Source organism: Herbaspirillum sp. UBA812 (assembly GCF_002296545.1).
Classification (GTDB): domain Bacteria; phylum Pseudomonadota; class Gammaproteobacteria; order Burkholderiales; family Burkholderiaceae_D; genus Herbaspirillum; species Herbaspirillum huttiense.
On record NZ_DBIC01000055.1, the window covers coordinates 1 to 24,282 of the forward strand.

24 protein-coding genes are annotated in these 24,282 nt (G+C 64.7%); 10 read left to right on the plus strand and 14 right to left on the minus strand.

Features of this window, described 5'->3' with window-relative positions; genetic code table 11:
* The 6 genes from B3873_RS03255 to B3873_RS03280 form a co-directional block, all read right to left on the minus strand.
* Window positions 1-477 (minus strand): NAD(P)/FAD-dependent oxidoreductase (locus B3873_RS03255; RefSeq protein ID WP_286864012.1); only part of this gene is annotated, 477 nt, incomplete at its 3' end.
* Complete coding sequence (locus B3873_RS03260) at window positions 474-1,925, minus strand: NAD(P)/FAD-dependent oxidoreductase (RefSeq protein WP_286864014.1); 1,452 nt, start codon at window positions 1,923-1,925, stop codon at window positions 474-476. The genes B3873_RS03260 and B3873_RS03255, both read right to left, overlap by 4 nt.
* Window positions 1,922-2,236: a (2Fe-2S)-binding protein gene (locus B3873_RS03265; protein ID WP_286864015.1), complete on the minus strand. Its 315-nt coding sequence runs from the start codon at window positions 2,234-2,236 to the stop codon at window positions 1,922-1,924. Before B3873_RS03265 ends, B3873_RS03260 begins: the two co-directional genes overlap by 4 nt.
* The gene (locus B3873_RS03270) at window positions 2,233-3,027 is read right to left on the minus strand and encodes an ABC transporter permease (protein ID WP_134221159.1); all 795 of its coding nucleotides are present in this window, start codon (window positions 3,025-3,027) and stop codon (window positions 2,233-2,235) included. The genes B3873_RS03265 and B3873_RS03270 overlap by 4 nt, the downstream gene beginning before the upstream one ends.
* Before the next feature lie 3 nt (window positions 3,028-3,030).
* Window positions 3,031-3,948 carry an ABC transporter permease gene (locus B3873_RS03275; RefSeq protein ID WP_205703743.1) on the minus strand — a complete coding sequence of 306 codons (918 nt, stop codon included), beginning with the start codon at window positions 3,946-3,948 and terminating at the stop codon, window positions 3,031-3,033.
* Complete coding sequence (locus B3873_RS03280; protein ID WP_034336645.1) at window positions 3,945-5,030, minus strand: ABC transporter ATP-binding protein; 1,086 nt, start codon at window positions 5,028-5,030, stop codon at window positions 3,945-3,947. Before B3873_RS03280 ends, B3873_RS03275 begins: the two co-directional genes overlap by 4 nt.
* A gap of 266 nt (window positions 5,031-5,296) precedes the next feature.
* Here B3873_RS03280 and B3873_RS03285 point away from each other — a divergent pair, with 266 nt between their 5' ends.
* From B3873_RS03285 to yacG, 9 genes are all read left to right on the plus strand, one after another.
* Window positions 5,297-6,154: an IclR family transcriptional regulator gene (locus B3873_RS03285; RefSeq protein ID WP_286864016.1), complete on the plus strand. Its 858-nt coding sequence runs from the start codon at window positions 5,297-5,299 to the stop codon at window positions 6,152-6,154.
* Window positions 6,151-7,113: a 2-hydroxyacid dehydrogenase gene (locus B3873_RS03290; protein WP_286864018.1), complete on the plus strand. Its 963-nt coding sequence runs from the start codon at window positions 6,151-6,153 to the stop codon at window positions 7,111-7,113. Before B3873_RS03285 ends, B3873_RS03290 begins: the two co-directional genes overlap by 4 nt.
* A 173-nt stretch (window positions 7,114-7,286) precedes the next feature.
* Window positions 7,287-8,579, plus strand: coding sequence for an HlyC/CorC family transporter (locus B3873_RS03295; RefSeq protein WP_286864019.1), 1,293 nt, complete (start codon window positions 7,287-7,289; stop codon window positions 8,577-8,579).
* 152 nt (window positions 8,580-8,731) lie between these two features.
* Entirely contained in the window at window positions 8,732-9,871 is a 1,140-nt protein-coding gene (locus tag B3873_RS03300; protein WP_286864020.1) for a GspE/PulE family protein, read from the plus strand.
* Entirely contained in the window at window positions 9,858-11,123 is a 1,266-nt protein-coding gene (locus tag B3873_RS03305; protein WP_286864021.1) for a type II secretion system F family protein, read from the plus strand. The genes B3873_RS03300 and B3873_RS03305 overlap by 14 nt, the downstream gene beginning before the upstream one ends.
* 53 nt (window positions 11,124-11,176) lie before the next feature.
* Window positions 11,177-12,040 (plus strand): prepilin peptidase, encoded by an 864-nt coding sequence (locus B3873_RS03310; RefSeq protein ID WP_286864022.1) that lies wholly within the window; start codon window positions 11,177-11,179, stop codon window positions 12,038-12,040.
* Between the two features lie 4 nt (window positions 12,041-12,044).
* Window positions 12,045-12,665, plus strand: coding sequence for a dephospho-CoA kinase (gene coaE / locus B3873_RS03315; RefSeq protein WP_286864023.1), 621 nt, complete (start codon window positions 12,045-12,047; stop codon window positions 12,663-12,665).
* A 213-nt stretch (window positions 12,666-12,878) separates the two neighbouring features.
* The gene (gene zapD / locus B3873_RS03320; protein WP_034336663.1) at window positions 12,879-13,634 is read left to right on the plus strand and encodes a cell division protein ZapD; all 756 of its coding nucleotides are present in this window, start codon (window positions 12,879-12,881) and stop codon (window positions 13,632-13,634) included.
* 36 nt (window positions 13,635-13,670) lie between these two features.
* A complete protein-coding gene (yacG, locus tag B3873_RS03325) occupies window positions 13,671-13,856 on the plus strand; it encodes a DNA gyrase inhibitor YacG (RefSeq protein WP_034336666.1) in 186 nt (61 codons plus the stop codon).
* A 41-nt stretch (window positions 13,857-13,897) separates the two neighbouring features.
* Here the strand turns inward: yacG and B3873_RS03330 are convergent, their stop codons facing one another.
* From B3873_RS03330 to B3873_RS03360, 7 genes are all read right to left on the minus strand, one after another.
* Complete coding sequence (locus B3873_RS03330) at window positions 13,898-14,323, minus strand: NUDIX domain-containing protein (RefSeq protein ID WP_039790450.1); 426 nt, start codon at window positions 14,321-14,323, stop codon at window positions 13,898-13,900.
* Window positions 14,323-15,198 (minus strand): ATP-binding protein, encoded by an 876-nt coding sequence (locus B3873_RS03335; protein WP_039790449.1) that lies wholly within the window; start codon window positions 15,196-15,198, stop codon window positions 14,323-14,325. Before B3873_RS03335 ends, B3873_RS03330 begins: the two co-directional genes overlap by 1 nt.
* A 191-nt stretch (window positions 15,199-15,389) precedes the next feature.
* The gene (gene argJ, locus B3873_RS03340) at window positions 15,390-16,625 is read right to left on the minus strand and encodes a bifunctional glutamate N-acetyltransferase/amino-acid acetyltransferase ArgJ (protein WP_134135682.1); all 1,236 of its coding nucleotides are present in this window, start codon (window positions 16,623-16,625) and stop codon (window positions 15,390-15,392) included.
* A 35-nt stretch (window positions 16,626-16,660) separates the two neighbouring features.
* Window positions 16,661-17,413, minus strand: coding sequence for an SGNH/GDSL hydrolase family protein (locus tag B3873_RS03345; RefSeq protein WP_286864027.1), 753 nt, complete (start codon window positions 17,411-17,413; stop codon window positions 16,661-16,663).
* A 10-nt stretch (window positions 17,414-17,423) separates the two neighbouring features.
* Window positions 17,424-18,230: a DUF2272 domain-containing protein gene (locus B3873_RS03350; RefSeq protein ID WP_121042538.1), complete on the minus strand. Its 807-nt coding sequence runs from the start codon at window positions 18,228-18,230 to the stop codon at window positions 17,424-17,426.
* A gap of 174 nt (window positions 18,231-18,404) precedes the next feature.
* Window positions 18,405-21,161, minus strand: a complete 2,757-nt coding sequence (gene secA / locus B3873_RS03355) for a preprotein translocase subunit SecA (protein ID WP_286864029.1) — start codon at window positions 21,159-21,161, stop codon at window positions 18,405-18,407.
* Window positions 21,162-21,507: 346 nt separating this feature from the next.
* Window positions 21,508-22,485 (minus strand): M23 family metallopeptidase, encoded by a 978-nt coding sequence (locus B3873_RS03360; protein WP_039790445.1) that lies wholly within the window; start codon window positions 22,483-22,485, stop codon window positions 21,508-21,510.
* A 53-nt stretch (window positions 22,486-22,538) separates the two neighbouring features.
* On the opposite strand from B3873_RS03360, the gene B3873_RS03365 reads away from it, so the two are divergent.
* Window positions 22,539-23,093, plus strand: coding sequence for a DciA family protein (locus tag B3873_RS03365; RefSeq protein ID WP_034329324.1), 555 nt, complete (start codon window positions 22,539-22,541; stop codon window positions 23,091-23,093).
* A 146-nt stretch (window positions 23,094-23,239) separates the two neighbouring features.
* On the opposite strand, the gene lpxC is transcribed toward B3873_RS03365, so the two are convergent.
* Window positions 23,240-24,175, minus strand: coding sequence for a UDP-3-O-acyl-N-acetylglucosamine deacetylase (gene lpxC, locus B3873_RS03370; protein ID WP_039790443.1), 936 nt, complete (start codon window positions 24,173-24,175; stop codon window positions 23,240-23,242).
* Between the last annotated feature and the right edge of the window lie 107 nt (window positions 24,176-24,282).

Below are 24,282 nucleotides of genomic sequence, written 5' to 3' on the forward strand. Positions count from 1 at the left end.
CGCGCGCGCAAAGGCCGGCGAGACCAGGCGCGGATTGGCCTGGCCATCTTCCGGACACAGCGAGCCGCCGACCGCCGCGCCGCCCAGCCAGGGACATTGCTGGCGCAGGCGTTCGCCGCTGATGAGTTCGATCCCCAGGCCATAGGGGCGGCTCAGTTCGGCATAGGCGATCAGCGATTGCAGGTCGGCGTCGCTGCGGGCCAGCTTGAAGTGGCCGCTGCGTTCGTATTCGCCGGTGGTGCCGATCAGGGACTGCAGATCACCCCAGATTTCATGCGCGCGTTGCGACAGCGGCAGCTGCACTTCGGGCCGGCCCTGGCGGCGCACGCCGCCATAGTTGATGCCGCTGGAACGCGCACCGCACAGGTCGCGCTCCAGGACGGTCACGCGGCGTCCGGCTTTGGCCAGCACCAGTGCAGCCGAGGTGCCGACGATGCCGCCGCCGATGATGAGGACTTCGGTGTTGAGGCTCTTCATGAGGCATCCTCCTGCGCATGCAGCGCGATCACGCGCGCCGAGACCGGCTCGGGTGCCGGTACATGCATGCCCAATGGAATCGGCTTGATCGGTGCCTGGCCGCGCAGCCGTCCGACTTCCTGCACCGGCAGGCTTGCAGCATGCGCCAGGATTTCGGCGGCCGCCGCACCACACATGCGACCCTGGCACCGGCCCATTCCAACGCGGGTGAGGGCCTTGAGCCGGTTCATTTCCGCCGCGCCTTTCTCGCGCACGGCGGCACGCAATTCACCAACGCGGATATTCTCGCAGCGGCAGATCACCAGATCGTCCGGCGCGGTGGCAGCCCAGCGTTCAGGGAAGGGGAAAGCGCGCTCCAGTCCGAGTCGGAAAGCGCCGATGCGCGCCAGCGCCGCTTCGATCTGCTCCACACGGGCCGCATCGACGGCGATGCCGCGATCCTGCAGCAAGGCCAGCGCAGCGCGTTCACCGGCCAGCTCGGCGGCATCGGCCCCCATGATGCCGGCACCGTCACCAGCAAGGTAGACGCCCGGCACGCTGCTGCGGGTGCTCTTGTCGCGCACCGGCAGGTGCGCGCGCTGCAGGCCGTCGAACTGGAAGCGGCAACCCAGCAGATCAGCCAATTGCGTTTCAGAACGCAGTGCATAACCGAAGCCGACGGCATCGCATTCAATGCGCTGCTCGGGACCGGGCTTGCCACTCGCGCTTGCCAGGTTCTCGCGACGCCAGACCAGCGCCTGCACACGTGCATCGCCTTCCACGCGCAGCACCCGCGCGTGCGAATGCACCGGCACGCCATGCAGCTTGAGCCAGGCGAGGTAGTAAATGCCCTTGGCCAGCAAGGCCGGCTGGCCCAGCATGGCGGGCAGTGCGGCGATGCGGTCGGCCAGGCTGCTGCTGTCGAGCACCGCCGCCACCCGCGCACCGGCCTTGGCATATTGATAGGCCACCAGATAGAGCAGCGGACCATTGCCGGCCAACACCACCGAGCGTCCGATGGCGCAGCCCTGGAACTTGAGCGCGACCTGCGAGCCGCCCAGCGTATAGACGCCCGGCGTGGTCCAGCCGGGGAAAGGCAGCACGCGATCAGTCGCACCGGTGGCCACGATGATGTCTTCCCAGGCCAGGGTGGAAGCGGATTGCGCGCCGCCATCCATGAGGTCCAGCAAACCCGGCTGGGCATTCCAGACCAAGGTGTTGGGGCGATAGTCGATGGCCTCGCGCAGCGCATGGAAGGTGCTGTGCACCGATTGCGCGCGACTGGCTTCGAAACCATAGAGCGTCTTGCGGCTGCGCAGGAAACCACGCGGCGGCTGGCGATAGATCTGGCCGCCGGCCTGCGCGGCTTCATCGATGACGATGGGCCGCACGCCATGGGCCAGCAGCGTCTGGGCCGCACGCACACCGGCCGGACCGGCACCGACGATGACGGGAGCTGCGCGTGTCATGCGTGTTCCTCCTGGCCGCTGCGCAACTGCATGCCGGCACGGATGAAAGTGGAGCAGGCGCGCAGGCGCTCGCCGCTGTCGGTGGCGATCCAGCAATCCTGGCACGCGCCCATCATGCAAAAGCCGGCACGCGGCTGGCCGCTGAATTCATTGCGGCGCAGGCTGCAGGTATTGGTCAGCACGGCGGTCAGCACCGTGTCGCCTTCCAGCGCCGTGGCCGGGCGGCCGTCCAGCGTGAAGCTGACCGCAGCGCGATCGCCTTCGGCCAGCCGCACCAGCTGGGCCGGTGCAGGAGCAGAGCTTGGATTCATGAACGCCCCACCAGCACGCGGTCCAGGCCATAGACCCGATCCAGGATGATCATGGCCACCGCCGTGATGCCCACCATCAGCGCCGAGACGGCCGCCATCATCGGATCGATGGATTCGGTGGCATACATGTACATGCGCACCGGCAGCGTCACCGTCGAGGGCGAGGTCACGAAGATGGACATGGTGACTTCATCGAAGCTGTTGATGAAGGCCAGCAGCCAGCCCCCGGTGATGCCCGGCAGGATCATCGGCAGCGTGATGCGCAGGAACACCGTGGAGCGCGTGGCCCCCAGCGACAGCGCGGCCTGCTCGGCGCTGCGGTCGAAGCCGATCAGCGCGGCCATGATCAGGCGCATCGTATAAGGCGTCACCACCAGCGAGTGCGCCAGCACCAGCCAGCCGAAACTGCCGGCGCCGCCCACCACCGAGAACAGGCGCAGCAACGCCACGCCCAGCACCAGGTGCGGAATGATCAGCGGCGACAGGAACAGGCCCTGCAAGACGCCGGACCAGCGATGCGGATAACGCACCAGCGCCATGGCCGCCGGAATGGCCAGCGCCGTGGAGATGGTAGCCGCTGCCAGCGCCAGCCAGAGGCTGTTCCAGAAGGAGCTCACGAAATCAGGAAACTCAAACACCGCCTTGAACCAGCGCAGCGAGAATTCCGGCCCGTTCATGGTCAGGGTGTTTTCGGGGGTGAAGGCGATCACGCACACCACCAGGATCGGGGCCAGCGTGAAGAGGATCACCAGCGCATTGAAGCACAATGCAATCGGTCCGTTCTTGTTCATGGTTCAGCCCAGCGCTTTCTTGTAGCGGCGTTCGATCATGCGGTTCCAGCCCAGCATGATGACCAGGTTGGCCACCAGCAGCAGCAGCGCGATGGCAGCGCCCAGCGGCCAGTTCAGTTCGTGCAGGTATTCGTCATAGATGATGGTGGCCATCATCTTCAGGCGGCGTCCGCCCAGCAAACCCGGAATGGCAAAGGAGCTGGCCGAGAGGCCGAAGACGATCAGGCTGCCCGAGAGAATGCCTGGCATGATCTGCGGCAGCACGATACGGCGCAGCACCGTGATGGGCGAAGCGCCCAGCGACAGCGCCGCGTTGGCCACGCCACCGTCGAGCTTCTGCAGCGAGGTCCACACCGGGATCACCATGAAGGGCAGCATCACGTGCACCAGCGCAATGACGATGGCCGTTTCGGTATAGAGCAGCTTGACCTTGGCAAAGCCCAGCGCCACCAGCGTGCCGTTGATGAGGCCTTCGGGACCGAGCAGCATGCTCCAGCCGAAGGCGCGCACCACCACCGAGATCATCAGCGGGGCCAGCACCACCAGCAGCATGATGGAGCGCCAGGGCTTGCGCATGCGGTTGAGGATCCAGGCTTCGGGCGCACCCACCACGATGCAGATCAGCGTGACCAGGCCCGAGATCCACAGCGTGCGCCAGAAGATGCCGTAGTAATACGGATCGGTCAGCACCGCTGCGTAATGCTCCAGCGTGAAGGTGCCGGCCTTGGGGCCGGTCTCGGCATCATAGGCGTTGAAGGACAGCACGAAGGTCAGTACCAGCGGCACCAGCAGCATCACCGTACACAGCAGGATGGCCGGGGCCGACATCAGCCAGGGCAGGCTGCGCTGGCCGGGGGCCTTGTCGCTGGCGGCGGCACTCACCACGGGCGGTGCCACGGAAGTCGTGCCGGCCGCGCTCATGCTGCCACCCCTTCATCACTGCGGGCGGTGGAGACCAGGCGCAGGCTGTAGTCACTCCACGCCAGGCCGACGGCAGCCCCCTGCTCCAGTGCTTCGGCACCGTCGTTGGCCGAGAGGACCGAGAGCAGGCCCAGCGGGGTCTCCACTTCATACATCCATTGGCTGCCGAGGAAGAAGCGGCGCACCACTTCGCCATTGCAGCGGCCCTGGCCGGGCGCGGTACAGCGGATCTTTTCCGGACGCAGGCCCAGCACCACGCGGCCGCCGCCGCGCAGGCCGGTGTCGGTGCTTTCCAGCGACAGCATCATGCCACCTACCGCGATGTCGGCACGTTCACCTGCGGCACCGACCACCTGGCCTTCGAGCAGGTTGGCCTTGCCCACGAAGGTGGAGATGAAGCGGTTGGCCGGATGTTCATACACGTTCAGGGGGCGGCCGACCTGGGTGATGTGGCCGGCTTCCATCACCACCACGCGGTCACTGATGGACATGGCTTCGCTCTGGTCGTGCGTGACCATGATGGTGGTGGTGCCGACCTTGCGCTGGATGTCGCGCAGTTCGAATTGCATCTCTTCGCGCAGTTTTGCGTCGAGGTTGGACAGCGGCTCATCGAGCAGCAGCACCGGCGGGGCGATCACCAGCGCGCGCGCCAGGGCCACGCGCTGGCGCTGGCCGCCGGAGAGTTCGCGCGGATAGCGCGCACCGTGTTTTTCCAGATGCACCAGCGACAGGGCCTGCGCCACGCGGTCGCGCTTTTCGGCGGCACCGCACTTGCGCATCTCCAGCCCGAAGGCCACGTTCTGCTCCACTGTCATGTGCGGGAACAGTGCATAGGTCTGGAACACGATGCCCAGGCCGCGCGTATTGGGCTTGGCATGCGTGATGTCGCGGCCATCGAGTTCGATGCGGCCGCCGCTGACGGCCTCGAAGCCCGCGATCATCTGCAGGGTGGTGGTCTTGCCGCAGCCCGAAGGACCGAGCAGGGAGATGAACTCGCCCTTTTCCACCGTGAGGTTGAACCCCGATACCGCCTGGGTATCGCCATAGAACTTACTGACATTGGTCAGCGTGAGAAATGACATTGCAAGCTCCCTGTCGCAAGGTTCGGGCGCTGCACGGCTGGCGGGCTTGTCGGCCGGCGGGCGCTCCGATGCATACTTTCAATTGCGCAACCCCATCGCTGAAGCGATGTGAGCGGCGCGTCTCCTGTTTCGTTATTGATGCAATTTCGGTGCCAATTCTGCTATCGTATTTCGACAGTCGGGAAATTTTTTATATTTATTCCATTCAATGAAATGCATCGGCGAGCGAACCGCCGCCGATTCCACCCAGCAGACAAAGCCCCCTCATGAGCGAGCACAACGACGAGGCCACGGCCGCCAGCGCCCCCGCCTCCCTGCCGGTCAACGGCATCCAGCGCACCTTTGCGGTGTTGCGTGCGCTGGCCGATGCACCACCGCAAGGCATGCGTGTGACGCAAGTGGCCAAGGCCATCGGCCTGACCCAGGGCACCACGCACCGGCTGCTGCAATCGCTGGCCGGGGAAGGCGTGGTGGAACAGGATGAGCGCAGCAAGCTGTATCGCCTGGGCATGGACCTGTTCGCCCTGGCCGCACGCGCCGGCAATGCGTCGGATGTGCGCAGCCTGTGCCGCCCGGCGCTGCTGCGGCTGTGCGGCAGTCTCGGCGATACGGTCTTCCTGCTGCTGCGCTCGCGCTTTGATGCGGTGTGCGTGGATCGCGTCGATGGCCCCTTCCCGATCCGCGCCTTCACCGGCGACATCGGCGGACGCGTTGCATTGGGCGTGGGCCAGGGCGCGCTGGCCATCCTCGCCTTCCTGCCGGAAGAAGAACGCGAGGAAGTGATCCGCTACAACGTGCCGCGCCTGCGCGAATTCGGGGTCTATGACGAGGTCTACCTGCGCACGGAAATCGAGCGTGTGCGCGAGACCGGTTATGCGGCGCGCCAGGCCGGCCTGCTCGATGGCATGGCCGGGCTGGGTGTGCCGCTCTTCGATGCCGGCGGCAACATCGTCGGTGCCTTGAGCGTAGGCACGCTGACCTCGCGCCTGACCGAGGAGCGCCTGCCGACGGTGGTGCAGATGCTGCAGCGGGAAGCCGCCGTCCTGTCGCGCCGGATCAATCCCTTCGACCCGGCCTTGCGCCGGCCCATGCACCAGGCCAATCCCGTGGAGCCACAAGCATGACCACCCCTGCTCTTGCCCCCGTGCTGCTGATCAAGTCAGGCGGTGCTGCCGCGCTGGCCGAGTGGCGCGCCAGCTTTCATGAATTCGCACCCGAACTGGGCCTCGACGTGCGCGCCTGGGATGATCCGGAAGTCGATCCGGCGCGCGTGCAGTTCGTGCTGGTGTGGCAGCCCGAGCCGGGGCGGCTGGCGCAGTTTCCCAACCTGAAGGCCATCATCAGTGCGGCTGCCGGCGTCGATCACATCCTTGCAGACCCGCACCTGCCGGAGCTGCCCATCGTGCGCATGGTCACCCCTGAGACGCAGCAGCGCATGGCCGAATTCACGCTCATGAGCAGCCTGATGCTGTTGAAGGACATGCCGCGCATCATCGCCCAGCAGGCGCGCGCCGAATGGCGCGAATTCTCCACGCCCCGCACGGCGCGCGAAACCCGCGTGGGCGTGCTGGGACTGGGTGCGCTGGGCCTGTCGGCGGCGCGCATGCATGCGGCAGTCGGCTTCGAGACGGCCGGCTGGGCGCGCTCGCCGCGCAGCGAGAAGGGGCTGGCCTGCTTTGCCGGGCCCGATACATTGCCGGACTTCCTGGCCCGCACCGATATCCTGATCTGCCTCTTGCCCGAGACCACCGATACCCGCCACCTCATCAATGCCGATCTCTTGCGCCAGTTGCCGCGCGGTGCCGCGGTCATCAACGTCGGCCGCGGCAGCCACATGTGCCTGCCGGATCTGCTGGCCGCGCTCGACAGCGGGCACGTCTCCGGGGCCGTGCTGGACGTGTTCGATGAAGAACCGCTGCCGGCCGAGGCTGCCGTCTGGCGCCATCCGCGCGTGCTGGTCACGCCCCATGCAGCGGCCACGCCCTCGCGCCGCGAACGCGCCAGGCAGGCGGCGGTGGCCATTGCCGCCATGCTGGGCGGCCTGCCGCCGCCGCATCTCTACGACCGCAGCAAGGGTTACTGAAGGGCAAGTCCGGGCGCAGCCGCCACACCGCGCCGCCGCCCGGCTTGCGGGATACGCCCCCATCGTCTAGACTTTGGCGCTCGCTGGCCGCCCTGGCTTGCCTGTCATGATGACAAGCGAACAGGCCCGCCGACTCCCTCCCATGCGTGAGGGCAACCCACTGACGGCAACGTTTGGATACCGTACCCATATGGGTGCAAGCTCTTGCACTCCTCATTCTCATTCTGCTCTCGGCCTTCTTTTCCATGACCGAGACGGCGCTGATGGCCGCCAACCGCCATCGCCTGCGGCATTTGGCCAAACAGGGCAACCGGGCCGCCATCACCATCCTGTGGCTGCTGGATCGCACTGAACGGCTGCTCTCGCTGATCCTCATCGCCAATACCGTCATCAATGCGCTGGCCACGGCCCTGGTGACGGCGCTGGCCATTGCCGCCTTCGGCAACCACCAGCGCGTGATCACGGCGGCCACCGCCTTCGTGGCGGCGCTCTTGATCATCTTTGCCGAGATCGTGCCCAAGGTGATTGGTGCCACCCATCCCGAACGCATTGCGCTCTTTACCAGCTTCATCCTCAAGCCGCTGATGCGGGTGGCCAAGCCGCTGGTGTGGTTCGTCAACATTTTCGTTTCTGCCATCCTCAAGGTCTTGCGCATCAAGACCGGATCGCGCGCGGCCGAGCAGCGCATTTCGCCCGAAGAGCTGCGCTCCATCGTGCTCGAAGGCGGCAGTTTCATTCCGCAGAAGCACAAGAGCATCCTGCTGAACCTGTTCGACCTGGAAAAGATTTCGGTGGAAGACGTCATGACCCCGCGCGCCCAGGTCGAGGCCCTGAACCTGGCCGCCCCGGTGGAGGAGATCCTGCACCAGCTGGCCACCTGCTATCACAACAAGCTGCCGGTGTTCGAGGGCGAGATCAATCACATCGTCGGCATCCTGCATGTGCGCAAGACGGTCTCGCTGTTCCGCCAGGAAGACGACATCACCCACGACGACATCCGCGCCCTGCTCTCGGCACCGTATTACGTGCCGGTGGAGACCGATGTCTTCACCCAGCTGCAGTACTTCCAGGAAAACCATGAACGCCTGGGCATCGTGGTCGATGAATACGGCGAAGTGCAGGGACTGGTGACGCTGGAGGACATCATCGAAGAGATGATCGGCGAATTCACGACCTCCTCGCCCGGCTCCTCCGGCGAAGGTTTCGGCTGGGACAAGGACGGCACCTGCCTGCTTGAAGGCAGCACCACCCTGCGCGACATCAACAAGCGCCTGGGCCTGAAGCTGCCGCTGGATGGCCCCAAGACCATCAACGGCCTGCTGCTGGAAACCCTGCAGGACATTCCCGAAGCCAGCGTGGCCGTCAAGATCGATGGCTGCGTGATCGAGATCGTGCAGGTACAGAACCAGGCCATCCGCATGGTCAAACTCATCGCCTTGCCTGCGAAAGTGAAGGCACAGGACTGAACCTGCGCCGGGCCTTGCAGGCCGGCATCGAACTCCACCGATTTTGTCCCGCGCAAACGGCCGGCCCGCTTTTCGGGCGGCCGCCGCGCGTGGGAGACTTGCCCTCCCCTGTGCGTTGCCCTGCGGCAGCGCCCCTGCGCGCGAGGTCTCCCATGCTGCACACTCCCGACACGGCCGTGGCCGATGATGATGTTCCCGTGGTGCGCCTGCTGCACAAGCTGCTGGCCGATGCGGTCGGCATGGGCGCTTCCGACCTGCATTTCGAGCCCTTTGAACATCTCTTCCGCGTGCGCTTGCGGCTGGATGGCGTGCTGCACGAGCTGGCGCAGCCGCCGCTGAGCTTGCGCGACAAGCTGGCCACGCGCCTGAAGATCCTGGCGCGGCTGGATATCGCCGAAAAGCGCCTGCCCCAGGATGGCAAGATGCGCCTCACGCTGGGCGCGCGCACGGTGGATTTCCGCGTCTCGACGCTGCCCACGCAGTTCGGTGAAAAGATCGTGCTGCGCATTCTCGATACCGCGCAGGCGGCGCTGTCGATCAGCGACCTCGGCTATGAACCGGCCCAGCAGGAAGCGCTGCTGCAAGCCATCAGCAAGCCGCACGGGCTGGTCCTGATGACCGGGCCGACCGGCTCCGGCAAGACGGTCTCGCTGTATGCCTGTCTGCAGCGCCTGAACCAGCCGGGGGTGAACATCGCCACCGCCGAGGACCCAGTGGAAATCAACCTGCCCGGCATCAACCAGGTCAGCATCAACGAACGCGCCGGACTGGACTTCGCCCTGGCGCTGCGCGCCTTCCTGCGCCAGGATCCGGATGTGCTGATGGTAGGCGAGATCCGCGACCTGGAGACCGCCGACATCGCCGTCAAGGCTTCGCAGACCGGGCATCTGGTGCTCTCCACCCTCCACACCAATGACGCCCCGGCCACGCTCACGCGGCTGCTCAACATGGGCGTGCCGGCCTACAACATTGCGGCATCGGTCAGCCTGATCGTGGCCCAGCGGCTGGTGCGCAAGCTGTGCCGCTGCCGCCGTCCGGCCGGTGGTACGCCGGCCACCTTCGTGCCGCACGGCTGCCCGGCCTGCAACCAGACCGGCTTTCGCGGGCGCACCGGCATTTATCAGGTGATGCCGGTCAGCGCGGCCATGCAGTCGCTGATCCTGGCCCAGGCCGGTACATTGGAACTGGGCCGGCAGGCGCAAGCGGAGGGCATCATCGACCTGCGGCGGGCGGGACTGCTGAAGGTCTTGCGCGGTGAAACCAGCGTGGGAGAAATCCTTGCCTGTACCTGATCGCACGACATCGGCGTCCCAATTCAGCTGGGAAGGGCTGGACCGCCACAATCGTCCGCAACGCGGTGTGGTGCAAGCCAGCGATGAAGCGCAGGCACGCGCCCGACTGCGCCAGCAGGGGATGCGCGTGGCGCGGCTGCGGCGCGCGGAGCGTGCGGCCGACCTCGACAATGGCCAGGCCCCTGCGGCAAACCCGGCCACAGCGAGGACGCGTGGGCGCATCAGCGCCAAACAGATCGCCCTCTTCACCCGCCAATTGGCCACCATGCTGCGGGCAGGATTGCCGCTGCTGCAGTCGCTGGATGTGGCCATTCGCGGCGCCGGCCAGAGCGCACTGGCCGCGCTGCTGGCCGACGTGCGCCAGGCCGTGGCGCGCGGCGAGAGCCTGCATGCGGCGCTGGCGCGCCATCCGCGCCAGTTTGATGCGCTCTTCTGCAACTTGGTGCGCGCAGCCGAAGAAGCGGGGATGCTCGACGTCATGCTGGAGCGCATCGCCCTCTATCGCGAAAAATCCCTGGCCTTGCGCGGCAAGGTGCGCGCGGCCTTGGCCTATCCCTGCGCGGTGGTGCTGGTGGCCATCATCGTGACGGTGGTCATCATGCTGTGGGTGGTGCCGGCTTTCGAGCAGATGTTCCAGCAGTTCGGGGCCGAGTTGCCGCTGCCCACGCGCATTGTGATGGCCACGGCGCGTCTGCTCGGACAGCATGGTCCCTGGCTGCTGCTGGGCACGCTGATGACGGGCGTACTCGCGACCCTGGCGTGGCGGCGCTATCTTCCGCTGCGACTGGCGGCGCAGCGCCTGAGCCTGTCCTTGCCGCTGTTCGGCAAGCTGTTGCGGCAAGCGGCGCTGGCACGCTGGAGCCGCACCTTCGGCACCCTCTTCGGTGCCGGCATCGCCCTCGTGGAAGCGCTGGAAACGGTCTCCGGCGCAGCCGGCAACGTGGTCTATGCCGACGCCTCGCTGGCCGTGCGCGACGCCGTGCGCAATGGCGCCTCGCTGCATGCGGCCATGCAGGCCACGGGCGTCTTCCCCGACCTGGCAGTGCAGATGACGGCCGTGGGCGAAGAGGCCGGCGCCCTCGACGCCATGCTGGGCAGGATCGCCGATCTCAACGAACGCGAAGTGGATGAAGCCGTCACCGCCCTCACCAGCCTGATGGAACCCGTTATCATGGCGGTGCTGGGCGTGGTGATCGGCGGCCTGGTGGTGGCGATGTACCTGCCGGTGTTCCGCATGGGTGCAGTGGTATAAGCCGGCACGCCTGTCTTCCCCTTCTTTGACGACCAAACCAGTTGAACCCGACGATGTCTTTCCTGGATGCCCTGGCCTTCCCCGGCAACGCTGCACTCGCCGGCGCGGCGGCGCTGCTGGGCCTGCTGGTCGGCAGCTTTCTCAATGTGGTGATCCATCGCGTGCCGCTGATGATGCTGCGCGAGACCGCCAACTTCGTTGCCCAGGAACGCGGCGAAGCGCTGCCGCATGCCGACCGCTACAACCTCTGGCTGCCGGCCTCCGCCTGCCCGCATTGCGCCGCGCCGCTGGCGCTGCATCACAAGATTCCGGTATTGAGCTGGCTGCTGCTGCGCGGACGCTGCGCCTTCTGCGACCACCCCATCAGCGCGCGCTATCCGCTGGTGGAACTGCTGACCGCACTGCTGTTCGCCCTGCTGGCATGGCGCTTCGGCCTGGGCCTGCACGGCGCGGCGCTGATGATGTGCGCGTCCTTCCTGATTGCGCTGGCGGTGATCGATGCCCGCACCATGCTGCTGCCTGACGACCTCACCCTGCCCTTGATGTGGCTGGGCCTGCTGGTCAACGTGGTGCATCGCCTGGTGCCGCTGCAGGATGCCGTATTGGGCGCGATGGCCGGCTATGGCGTCCTGTGGCTGATCTACTGGATCTTCAAGCTGGCCAGCGGCAAGGAGGGCCTGGGCTATGGCGACTTCAAACTCATGGCCGCGCTCGGGGCCTGGCTGGGCTGGCAAGCCCTGCCGTTGGTCTTGCTGCTGGCCTCGGCGCTGGGCGCGGTGCTGGGCCTGGCGCTGATGGGCTTGGGCCGCCACCAGCGCGGCCAGGCCATTGCCTTCGGCCCCTGCCTGGCCGCCGCCGGCATGCTGACCCTGCTGATGGGCCACGGCTGGCTCACGCAACTTCTCTACGACTTCTGAACCCATGACCTCATTGACTGAACGCTTCACCATCGGCCTGACCGGCGGCATCGGCAGCGGCAAGACCACGGTGGCCAACCTGTTTGGCGAACTCGGCGCATCGCTGGTCGATACCGACGCCATCGCCCATGCCCTGACCGCACCGCAGGGCCTGGCCATCGATCCCATCCGCGATTATTTCGGCGCCGAATTCATCGATGCGAACGGTGCCATGGACCGCACCCGCATGCGCCAGCACGTGTTCGGCAACCCGACGGCGCGCCATGCGCTGGAAGCCATCCTGCATCCGCTGATCCGCAGCGAAACCGTGCGCGAGGCCGAGGATGCCACCGGTCCCTATGTCATTTTCGTGGTGCCGCTGCTGGTGGAGTCCGGCACCTGGGTTGGCCGTGCCAGCCGCATCCTGGTGGTGGATTGCCCGGAAGAAGTGCAGATCGCGCGCGTCATGCAGCGCAACGGCCTGCAGCGCGAGGAAGTGGAAGCCATCATGGCCGCGCAGGCCAGCCGGCAGGCGCGGCTGGCGGTGGCGCAGGACGTCATCGACAACGGCGGCAGCAATGCCGACCTGCCGCATCAGGTACGCGAGCTGCATGCGCGCTACCTGGCGCTGGCAGGCGGGCACTGAGCGATGGTGCAGGTTGCGCGGCTGCAGCAATGCACGCGGGCAGCCTGGCAAATGCGATGCGCTCCTGCAGCTTCATTTGATGCCGACTGCATTTGTAATTTTCTTCTGCATGGGTCAGAATCACAGACATTGCACATGTTGACGAGGTTATTGCACCCACGCGGCCTGTCAGCGGCCTAACAAGTCCGGTTCAACCAATAAAGGGATCATGCTTTGATCGTCTACGAATACCCTTTCAATGAGCGTATTCGCACGCTGTTGCGACTGGAAGATCTCTACGAGAAATTCGTCTTCTTCCTGCACCAGGAAAGCCCGCATCAGCATCACATCGCCCTTGCCACCATTTTTGAAATGCTGGAGGTCGCCGGACGCGCCGACCTCAAGTCCGACCTGCTGCAAGAGCTCGAACGGCAAAAGCAGATCCTCCTGGCCTACCAGTCCAATCCCAATGTCGAGCCCGAGATGCTCAATGCCATCCTGGCCGAAGTCGACCAGGCCAGCAGCGCCCTCTCGGCCGCCCAGGGCAAGACCGGCCAGAACATCCGCGACAATGAATGGCTCATGAGCATTCGCGGCCGCACCATCATCCCGGGCGGCGCCTGCGAATTCGACCTGCCGGCCTATTACGCCTGGCAACAGCATCCCTTCGAGCGCCGTTTCCAGGACATCTCCAACTGGTTCGCCCCGCTGATCCCGCTGTTCGATGCCATCGCCATCGTCATGCGATTGCTGCGCGAATCCGGACATGCAGTAAAAATCAACGCCGAAGGCGGCAGTTACCAGCAGATGCTGCAAGGCAAGGTCTACCAGATGCTACGCCTGTCGCTGGACATCAACCTCGGCGCCATCCCCGAGATCTCGGCCAACAAATACATGCTGTGGGTGCGTTTCACCCAGCAGGATGGCGACGAGAAGCCGCGCTCCTTCGAGGGCGAAGTGCCCTTCGAACTGGCGCTGTGCGGCTTTTGATCCGTAATCTGAATTGAATGAAGTGAAGTAAAACGTATGGCCACGATCGTAGACTGCCCGACCTGCGGCACCAAGGTGGAATGGAGCGAGAAGAACAAGTACCGCCCTTTCTGTTCCGAACGCTGCAAGCAAATCGACCTGGGAGCCTGGGCCGAAGAAAAGTACACCATCCCCGCAGTGAACCTGCCGCTGGAAGACGAAGGGGACAAGCCCGTGCAGTGATGACGGGCTTTTCCTTCATTTCATCTTAAAACCACCCATCTTCAGGCTTTGTCGCCATATCGCAGCTGATCCAGCCACTGCAGCAGCGGGATGGTGGCTGGCAGCAGCGGCTCGACGCCCACGCTGCCCTGCCAGGCAAATGCCTGGCCTTCCAGGCTCTGCGGCTCGCCGCGCCACTGGCGGCTGATGTAGAAATGCAGGCGTACATGGGCATGCGGATAGACGTGCTCGACGCCGCACCAGGGCTCGCCGTCCAGCACCTCGATCCCCAGTTCTTCCTTGAATTCCCGCTGCAACGCCGCGAAGATGCTTTCGCCCGGCTCCACCTTGCCGCCGGGGAATTCCCAGTACCCCGCATAGGGCTTGCCATCCGGACGCTGGCCCAGCAGCACGTCGCCGTTGGGCTGCATCAGGATGCCCACGGCTACATCGATGGGCTTGGCCACCGGCTTGGAATCGCCGCTCATCAGCCTTGCGCCTTGCCGGCGTAGTCGCGCGCGAACTGCCAGGCCACGCGGCCCGAGCGCGAGCTGCGCTGCAGCGCCCAGCGCAGGGCATCGGCGCGGGCTTCAGCGATCTGTGCGTCATTGCAGCCGAAGTGGCGCAGCCAGTGCGCCACGATGTCCAGAAAATCGTCCTGCTTGAAGGGGTAGAAGGTCACCCACAGGCCAAAGCGCTCGGAGAGCGAAATCTTTTCTTCCACCGTTTCGCCGGGGTGCAGGTCGCCATCCTCGGTGTGGGTGTAGGTGTTGTTGTCGGAGAGGCGCTCCGGCATCAGGTGGCGGCGGTTGGAGGTGGCGTAAATCAGCACGTTGTCGGACTGCGCGGCGATGCTGCCGTCCAGGGCCACCTTCAGGGCCTTGTAGCCGCCCTCGCCTTCCTCGAAGGAAAGATCGTCGCAGAAGACGATGAAGCGTTCCGGACGGGCCGCCACCAGTTCGACGATGTCCTGCAGGTCGTGCAGGTCATCCTTGTCCACTTCGATCAGGCGCAGGCCACGGTCGGCGTACTGGTTCAGGCAAGCCTTGATGAGCGAAGACTTGCCGGTGCCGCGTGCACCCGTCAGCAGCACGTTGTTGGCCGGGCGGCCTTCGACGAACTGGCGGGTGTTCTGGTCGATCTGTTCCTTTTGCGGGCCGATGTTATGCAGGTCCGACAGGCCGATCTTGGAGATCTGCCCCACCGCCTGCAGGTAACCGGGACGCTGGGCGGTCGCACCGCGCCAGCGGAAGGCGACGGCGGCGTTCCAGTCGGGCTCACGGGCGGCGGCGTTGGGGAGGATGGCTTCGACGCGCGCCAGCAAGGCTTCGGCACGCTGCAGGAATTGGTCTAGCTGGGTCATGGTGATCGCAAATCGGGATGAACGGGGCGGGAATGCACGCGCCATTGTGGCGCAAGGCGCTGGCGGCCGGTGTGAATAAAATTGATCCGAGGGCGCGGGCATTCATGTTGCCGCCGCCATCCCGGGCGCGCCACCGGCCCGGGGATGGGTGGGCCGATGGCGGCGAAACGCCGCGAGGTGAAGAAAACCGCTCAGGAACGGTAGTCGGCGTTGATCGAGACGTAGTCGTGCGACAGGTCGCAGGTCCAGATGGAAGCTTTGGCCGTGCCGCGCGCCAGCTTCACGCGCACCACGATCTCGGCCTTCTTCATGACACGCTGGCCATCTTCTTCGCGGTAATCCGGGTTGCGGCCGCCATCTTTGGCGACCCACACATCGTCCAGCCACAGGTTGATCTTCGACACATCCAGGTCGTCGATGCCGGCATAGCCGATGGCGGCCAGGATACGGCCCAGGTTCGGATCGGAGGCGAAGAAGGCGGTCTTGACCAGCGGTGAATGGCCGATGGAGTAGGCGATCTGGCGGCACTCCTCGATGCTCTTGCCGTCTTCCACGGCCACTTCGATGAACTTGGTCGCGCCTTCGCCATCGCGCACGATCTGGTGCGCCAGATGCTGCGACAGGTCGGTGACGGCTGCGGCCAGTTGCTTGTACTCGTCGCTGTCGGCACTGGTGATCTCCAGTTCGCCGGCACCGGTGGCCATCAGGATGAAGGAATCGTTGGTCGAGGTATCGCCATCGATGGTGATGCAGTTGAAGGAGTGATCAGCGGCGTCCTTGACCAGCTGGTTCAGCAGTGCCTGCGGCAGCTTGGCGTCGAAGGCCAGGAAACCCAGCATGGTGGCCATGTTGGGCTTGATCATGCCGGCGCCCTTGCTGATGCCGGTCATCACCACTTGCTTGCCGCCGATGGTCAGGGTGCGCGAAGCAGCCTTGGGCTGGGTGTCGGTGGTCATGATGGACTCGGCCGCGTTGAACCAGTTGTCGGCCTTCAGGTTGCCGATCGCTTGCGGCAGGCCGGCGATGATGCGATCAGCCGGCAGCGGCTCCAGGATCACGCCGGTGGAGAACGGCAGGATCTGCTGCGGCTCCACGCCCATCTGCTGGGCCAATGCAGCACAGACCGACTTGGCGCGCTGCAGGCCTTCTTCACCGGTGCCGGCGTTGGCGTTGCCGGTGTTGATCACCAAGGCGCGGATGGGCTTGCCGGCGCTCAACTGCGCCAGGTTGGCCTGGCAGATCTGCACCGGGGCGGCGCAAAAGCGGTTCTTGGTGAACACGCCCGCCACAGTCGCGGTCTCGGCCAGCTTCATGACCAGCACGTCCTTGCGATTGGCCTTGCGCACACCCGCTTCGGCATGGCCGAGTTCGATGCCGGCGACGGCTTTCAGGTCAGAAGGAACGGGAATCGGGGAATTGACGGCCATGGCGAGCTTTCAGCGTAAAAATCGGAACGCGTATTTTAAACACTTTCCGTCACCGGCTGATGACGCAGGAACTCGCTTTCGATGATCTCGGCGCTCATCCTGGCCCATTGCGCATACTGGCCGTGGCCCGGATGGAAGCGATCAATTGCCATCTCATGCGGCAGCGCCCATTGCATGGAGCAGTAGCGCAAGGCGGCCTCGGCATCGATCCAGTCGCGCAGGGCGCGGTCCAGCTTGCGCGCATAGCGGCCCAGATACCAGCGCAGTGGCTGCGGTGCCACCGGCAGCAGGTGCATGGGCGGCAAGCCCGAGAAGACGATGTGCTCCACCCCGGCCTGCGCCATCAGGCGTTCGCACAGCAGGCGCAGGTTGGCCACGTAGCGTTGCGGGCTCATCTGCGAGGTCACGTCGTTCACGCCCAGCGCCACCACCAGGACCGTAGCCGGACCGATCTCATGGCGCGTCAGCAGGTCCAGCGCTTCAAGCGAATTGACGCCGCTCTGCGCCACCAGCTGCCAGGCCACCGGATGCCCGGTGCGCGCGGCCAGCTGGCGAGCCAGCGGCTGGGCCAGGGCTTGCTCCTGATGCTCCACCCCGACCCCGGCGGCCGAGGAGTCGCCCACCACCAGCACGCGCAGCGGCTCGGCCACCAGCCGGGGCTGCATGGGGGGAAACTCCATGCCGCTGCGCGGCCCGGCCGCTTCCGGCAGGCGCAGCGCGGTCTGGCGCAGGCGTTTGGCTTGCGTCAGCAAAAGGGGCCCCAGCAGCAGTTTTCCCAGGATCAGCATGGGCGACCCATCACGGCAGCAGGTTCTTGACCACCACCAGCCAGGGGCGCGCCGCAATTGGCTGGGCGCGGCCCTGCTCATCTACCGGGATCAGGGATTCGGAGACCGAATTGAAGACATTGCCCCCGATCACGCCGGCCCAGCCATCATCGGCATGCACCTCCACCACCAGGTCGCAATGGCCGGCCAGGCCGGGGCGGATCTCGTCGATGGAGGTGATGTTGTTGTTGCCGCGCGGAGCGCAGATCAGGTCCCCGGGCGCAATCGGCTCGCTCTCGGCGGGACGCAACACGAATTGCGGCGAGGGGCGCGACTGGCGGTCCTTGAGGAAGCTCAGGTAATTGAAATGGGTTTCGTTGGGCGCGAAATCCTGCGGCGGCACATTGGTGCTCACCATCAGCCAGGAAATGAAGGCCGCCGACCAGGCTTGCTGGCAATCCGCACCGGTCAGGTTCTTGCCGACCGCGTGCCAGTACTCGGCCACCCGCTGCACGGCCTCGCCCTCGTCTTCCAGCAAGCCCAGGCGCGGGGCGCTGAAGGGCTCATGGCGCATGTCGATCTGCTGGTTGCCAAAGAAATCCCACTCGGCCTTGGCCGCCTCCACCAGCGCCGCCCGCGTGGGGGGAGCGGTGCTGATGGCCACGGCGGGCACGCCGGTATTGGTCACCGGGATGGAGGGCGTGACGGGCGCGTAGCCAGGGTTGCCGCTGTCGCGCCACTGCGGCAGCGGCGAGGAAGCGCAGCCGGCCAGCAGGACGGCGATGGCGGTGGCAGTGAAGCTGAGACGGGAAGCACGAAACATCTTGGCGAGCGACATCTTCTTGTTCTCCTGGGCGGCAGGCGTGGGCTGCCGGAGCGTTCATCATAAAGGGAGCCAGGCCAATTTTGCAGAAGCCTTCACCTGCAGGATGTAAAAAAGGCCGCCCACCCGCTTGGGTGGACAGCCTCTTCACATCTGGCCGGAATGCGGCCGAACCGGGGAACCTCTGGTTCAGGCCAGCTTGCCGTGGCACTGCTTGTACTTCTTGCCGCTGCCGCAAGGGCAGGGATCGTTGCGGCCGACCTTCGGGTATTCCGATCCGTCGTCTTCGCCATCGGCCTGGGCGGTCGGTGCCAGCAGTTCTTCCGGTGCGGCTTCGGGATCGAAGTCGGCGTGCTGGTAGTTGACGTTGATGGGCGAGCCACCGGACATGCTTTCCTCGGCCGCTTCGATTTCCTCGCGGCTCTGGATGCGCACGGTCATGACGACCTTGATGACTTCGTTCTTGATCAGGTCCAGCATCTGGGCGAACAGTTCGAAGGCCTCGCGCTTGTATTCCTGCTTCGGGTTCTTCTGCGCATAGCCGCGCAGGTGGATACCCTGGCGCAGGTGATCCAGTGCGGCCAGGTGTTCGCGCCAGTGGTTGTCGATGCTCTGGAGCATGACGCTGCGCTCGAAACCGGCGAAGGCATCCACGCCCACCACGGCGACCTTGGCTTCGTAGGTGTCCTTGGCGGCCGTCAGCAGGCGCTCCAGCAGCTCGTCTTCGGCCAGGTCGGGCTCGGCCTTGAGCATGGCTTCCAGGTCGATGTCGAGCTGCCATTCGTTCTTCAGCACGGCTTGCAGGCCGGGGATGTCCCACTGCTCTTCCATCGACTCGGCCGGCACGTATTCGCGGAACAGGTCGGTGAAGACGCCCTCGCGCAGGGAGGCGATCATCTCGGCCATCTCGGCCGACTCCAGCAACTCGTTACGCTGCTGGTAGATGACCTTGCGCTGGTCGTTGGCGACGTCGTCGTATTCCAGCAATTGCTTGCGGATGTCGAAGTTGCGGGCTTCCACCTTGCGCTGGGCCGACTCGATGGAGCGGCTCACGATGCCGGCTTCGATCGGTTCGCCTTCGGGCATCTTGAGGCGGTCCATGATGGCTCGCACGCGGTCGCCGGCGAAGATGCGCAGCAGCGCATCATCCAGCGACAGGTAGAAGCGCGAGGAACCCGGATCGCCCTGGCGGCCGGAACGGCCACGCAGCTGGTTATCCACGCGGCGCGATTCGTGACGTTCGGTGCCGATGATGTGCAGGCCGCCGGCATTGACCACGTGGTCGTGCAGGGACTGCCATTCATCGCGCAATTGCTGCGACTTGGCAGCCTTGTCGGCATCGGTCAGGGACTCGTCGGCTTCGATCAGCTGGATCTGCTTGCCCACGTTGCCGCCCAGCACGATGTCGGTACCACGGCCGGCCATGTTGGTAGCGATGGTGATCATCTTGGGACGGCCGGCCTGCGCCACGATCTCCGCTTCACGCGCGTGCTGCTTGGCGTTCAGGACATTGTGCGGCAGCTTGGACTTGGTCAGGATGCCCGAGAGCAGTTCCGAGTTCTCGATCGAGGTGGTGCCCACCAGCACGGGCTGGCCGCGCTCGTAGCAGTCCTGGATGTCCTTGACCATGGCCATGTACTTCTCTTGCGCGGTCTTGTAGACCTGGTCCTGGCGGTCCTTGCGGGCATTGGGACGGTTGGGCGGGATCACCACGGTTTCCAGGTGATAGATTTCCTGGAATTCGTAGGCTTCGGTGTCAGCCGTACCGGTCATGCCGGACAGCTTGGCATACATGCGGAAGTAGTTCTGGAAGGTGATCGAGGCCAGGGTCTGGTTCTCGTTCTGGATCTTCACGCCTTCCTTGGCTTCGACGGCCTGGTGCAGGCCATCGGACCAGCGGCGGCCGGTCATCAGGCGGCCGGTGAATTCGTCGACGATCACCACTTCGCCGTTCTGCACCACGTAATGCTGGTCGCGGTGATACAGGGTATGCGCGCGCAGGGCGGCGTACAGGTGGTGGATCAGGGTGATGTTGGCGGCATCATAGAGCGATGCGCCCTCGGGCAGCAGGCCCATCTGGGTCAGGATTTCCTCGGCCTTGTCGTGACCGGCTTCGGTCAGCAGGACCTGGTGGCTCTTCTCGTCCTTGGTGTAGTCACCGGGGACTTCGATCTTGCCCTTGCCGTCCGGGGTCTCTTCGCCGATCTGCAGGGTCAGCAGTGGCGGCACCGCGTTCATCTTGTGATACAGCTCGGTGTGGTTCTCGGCCTGGCCGGAGATGATCAGCGGGGTGCGCGCTTCGTCGATCAGGATCGAGTCCACTTCGTCGACGATGGCGAAGTTCAGGGCGCGCTGCACGCGGTCATCGGCATCGAAGACCATGTTGTCGCGCAGGTAGTCGAAACCGAATTCGTTGTTGGTACCGTAGGTGATGTCGGCGGCGTAGGCTTCCTGCTTGACGTCGTGTTCCATCTGCGACAGGTTCACGCCGGTGGTCAGGCCCAGCCAGCTGTAGAGGCGGCCCATGTCTTCGCAGTCGCGCTGTGCCAGGTAGTCGTTGACGGTCACCACGTGCACGCCCTTGCCGCCGAGCGCATTGAGGTAGGCCGGCAGGGTTGCCATCAGGGTCTTGCCTTCACCGGTGCGCATTTCGGCGATCTTGCCGAAGTGCAGCGCCATGCCGCCGATGAGCTGCACGTCGAAGTGGCGCATCTTGAGCACGCGGCGGGACGCTTCGCGGCAGACGGCGAAGGCTTCCGGCAGGATCGCATCCAGCGTTTCGCCGCCGGCGATGCGTTGCTTGAATTCGGGCGTCTTGGCTTGCAGTTCGGCGTCGCTCAGCTTCTCGACCGAGGGCTCCAGCGCGTTAATCTGGCGGACGATTTTTTGATATTGTTTGAGCAGTCGCTGGTTACGGCTGCCGAAAATCTTGGTCAGGAATGACATGCTTGGATTCTATAAAAGCGCCGATGAACGATCCGGCAGAGTGACGTTGGGCTCCCGGCGGCAGGATTCCAGCCGACAACGCCCGAAAATAAACCATGGATTCTAGCACGCAGGCCGAGGGCATTGGCTCGCCAGCCCGTCTTCATGCCGCCTGCGCGCCGCATTCGCTTTAGATCGGGCGTGTTTGCAAGGTTTCAATGGGGGATGGGGATTTGGCAAAAATCTTCATGCCGGACTTGCCAGAGATGCAATGATGCGCCAGGAATGCGGCCTGCAGGCCACCCTCCCCGGCCGCAAACGCCCGTCCCACGGAGGCTGGCACCGGCCAGAACCTGCCCGAGCGGACTCAGCGGCCCGCGACGAAGACCGGCATCTGCTTGGGCTGGTTGCCGCCGGTGGCACCGAGCGCCAGGAACTTGCGCGGATCCTGGGCGATACCGCGTATGCGCACCTCGAAGTGCAGGTGCGCCCCGGTCGAACGCCCGGTCGAACCCACATCGGCCACGTGCTGGCCGCGCTTGACGATGTCGCCCACCTTCACGAACAGGCGCGAGGCGTGGGCATAGCGGGTGATGATGTTGTTGCCGTGGTCGATTTCCAGCATGTTGCCGAACTGATAATGATATTCCGAGGCGATCACCACCCCGGCGGCGGCAGCGACGATGCGGGTGCCGACCGGGGCCGGGAAGTCCAGGCCTTCATGGAAGGCGTTATGGCCGCTGAAGGGGTCCAGCCGCCAGCCGAAGCTTGAGGAGTTGTAGGCCACGTTGACCGGTTGATTGGTCGGCAGCAGGCGCGACTTGATCTTGTCGCCCATGAGGGTGGATTCCACCGCGTTGAGATAATCGGAACGATGGCCGGCATCCAGCGCCAGGTTGTCGAGCATGCGGCGCAGCTCGTCCATGCCGACATCCCGGCCGGAGCCGGCGATGCTGGAGACTTCAGCGCCGCCACGACCGGGCAGCTCCTTGAAATTGAATTCTTCCGGACGGATGCCGGCCAGGCCCTGCACGCGTTCGCCCAGCGCATCCAGGCGCATCATCTGGGCCTGCATCTCGCCGACCTTCACGGCCATCATGGCCAGGTTCTCTTTCAGGAATTTCTCATTGCGGCCATCTTCTTCCTGGCTCATGGAGACGGCGAGCTTGTGCAGCATGGGCGCGGCATCCGGGTCGCCAGCCTTGTTGAGCAGGAAATAGGTGATGGACAGTGAAGCGCCGGCGATCACGCTCACCAGCAGCAGCAACATCAGCAGGAGGTGCTTGGTGCCGAGCGTGACCGATCGGGCTTTGGTGAAACGGGGGTGCAACAGGATAATTTGCATCTTTGCTCCTTGGTCTCCGGCCGGTCAGACACCGGATGTGATAAGGTTTAAAGATGAAGTACGCATCTACGTTTACCCCTTATCGGCCTGCTCTCACAAGTGCTCAACGCATGGCGAAGAGCACGAAGGGAGCCGCGGATTTCTTGCGGTCGAATTCGACGATGGCGGCGCTGTTGCCCGCCCTGGCTCGCATGGGCACGCTGCAGCAGTCAGTGGCCGCGAACTTGCCGGCGATGTTTGCCGCGTGTCAGATCTTGCAGTTTGAAGCTGGCGTGCTGGTCATGAGCGCGCCCAATGCAGCGCTGGCGGCACGGTTGAAGCAGCAAACCCCGAGGCTGCAGGACCGCCTGCTGAAGGACGGATGGCAGGTTAATTCAATCCGAATCAAAGTGCAAGTTGGCCGGACGGCCCCCCCGCCAGCGCCAAAACGGGTGCTGGAACTGACTGAAAACGCGCTCACTTCCTTCGCCGAACTCAGCAGTACACTGGCCAGCGATCCGCGCAGCCAGGGCCTGAAGGAAGCCATCGACGCCATGATACGGCGCCGCGACCAGCGCAGATTAGCCAAGCAGGCAGGAGAAGACCCGCCATTTCTTCAGGGAAAATAGTCCGGAAATAGCCGGATCACGAGATTCTTCTAAAAAATTTACAAGATTTCTCTCGTCAGATCGCCAGCAAGCCATCGCCAGAAAAGCAAACGCCCCGGTCCAGGCCGGGGCGTTTTACATTGCGGCGTGCGCAGCCAGCGCCAGCGTCAGTTCAGCGCCCACTCCTGCTGGGCTTGCATCACATAGGTCTGCGGAGCCTGGTCGAGCTGGTCGAAGCTGACGATCTCATAGGCATCCGGCTGCGACAGCAATTCGCGCAGCAACAGGTTGTTCAAGCCATGGCCGGACTTGTGGGCATCGTAGCTGGCCAGCAGCGGATGGCCGATGATGTACAGGTCGCCGATGGCATCGAGGATCTTGTGGCGCACGAATTCGTTGTCGTAACGCAGGCCGTCGGCATTGAGGATGCGGTACTCATCCATGACGATGGCGTTCTCGAAGGAACCGCCACGGGCCAGGCCCATGCCGCGCAGGGTTTCCACGTCCTGCATGAAACCGAAGGTGCGCGCGCGGGCGATTTCCTTGACGTAGGAGTCGATGCCGAAATCGACCTCGGCCACCTGTCCGGTACCGTCCACGGCCGGGTGGTTGAATTCGATGAAGAACTTCAGGCGGAAGCCGTCATAGGGCTCCAGGCGCGCCCATTTTTCCTTGTCGCCCGTGCCTTCGCGCACTTCCACCGCCTTCTTGACGCGGATGAATTTCTTGGGCGCGTTCTGCTCCTGCAGGCCGGCCTGCTGCAGCAGGAAGACGAAGGACGAGGCCGAGCCATCCATGATGGGGATTTCTTCGGCGGTCAGGTCGATGATGAGATTGTCGATGCCGAGGCCGGCGCAGGCCGACAGCAGGTGTTCGACGGTGGAAACCTTGGCACCATCCTTGGTCAGGGTCGAGGCCATGCGGGTATCGCCCACGCCGGTAGCGATCATCGGCAGCTCGACCACGGGATCGAGATCCACGCGGCGGAACAGGATGCCGGTATCGGGTGCGGCCGGACGCAGGGTCAGCTCGACCTTGGTGCCGGAGTGCAGGCCGACGCCGGTGGTCTTGACCAGATTCTTGATTGTGCGCTGTTTCAACATCCGGTCATTATAGCCAAGATGCCCCTGCCCCGCCCCTTGCGGTAGGGCTTTGTTGCAAATCGTTCCTATCTGTAAAACAGGGGCCGGAGGCGCCCATTCATCGATCA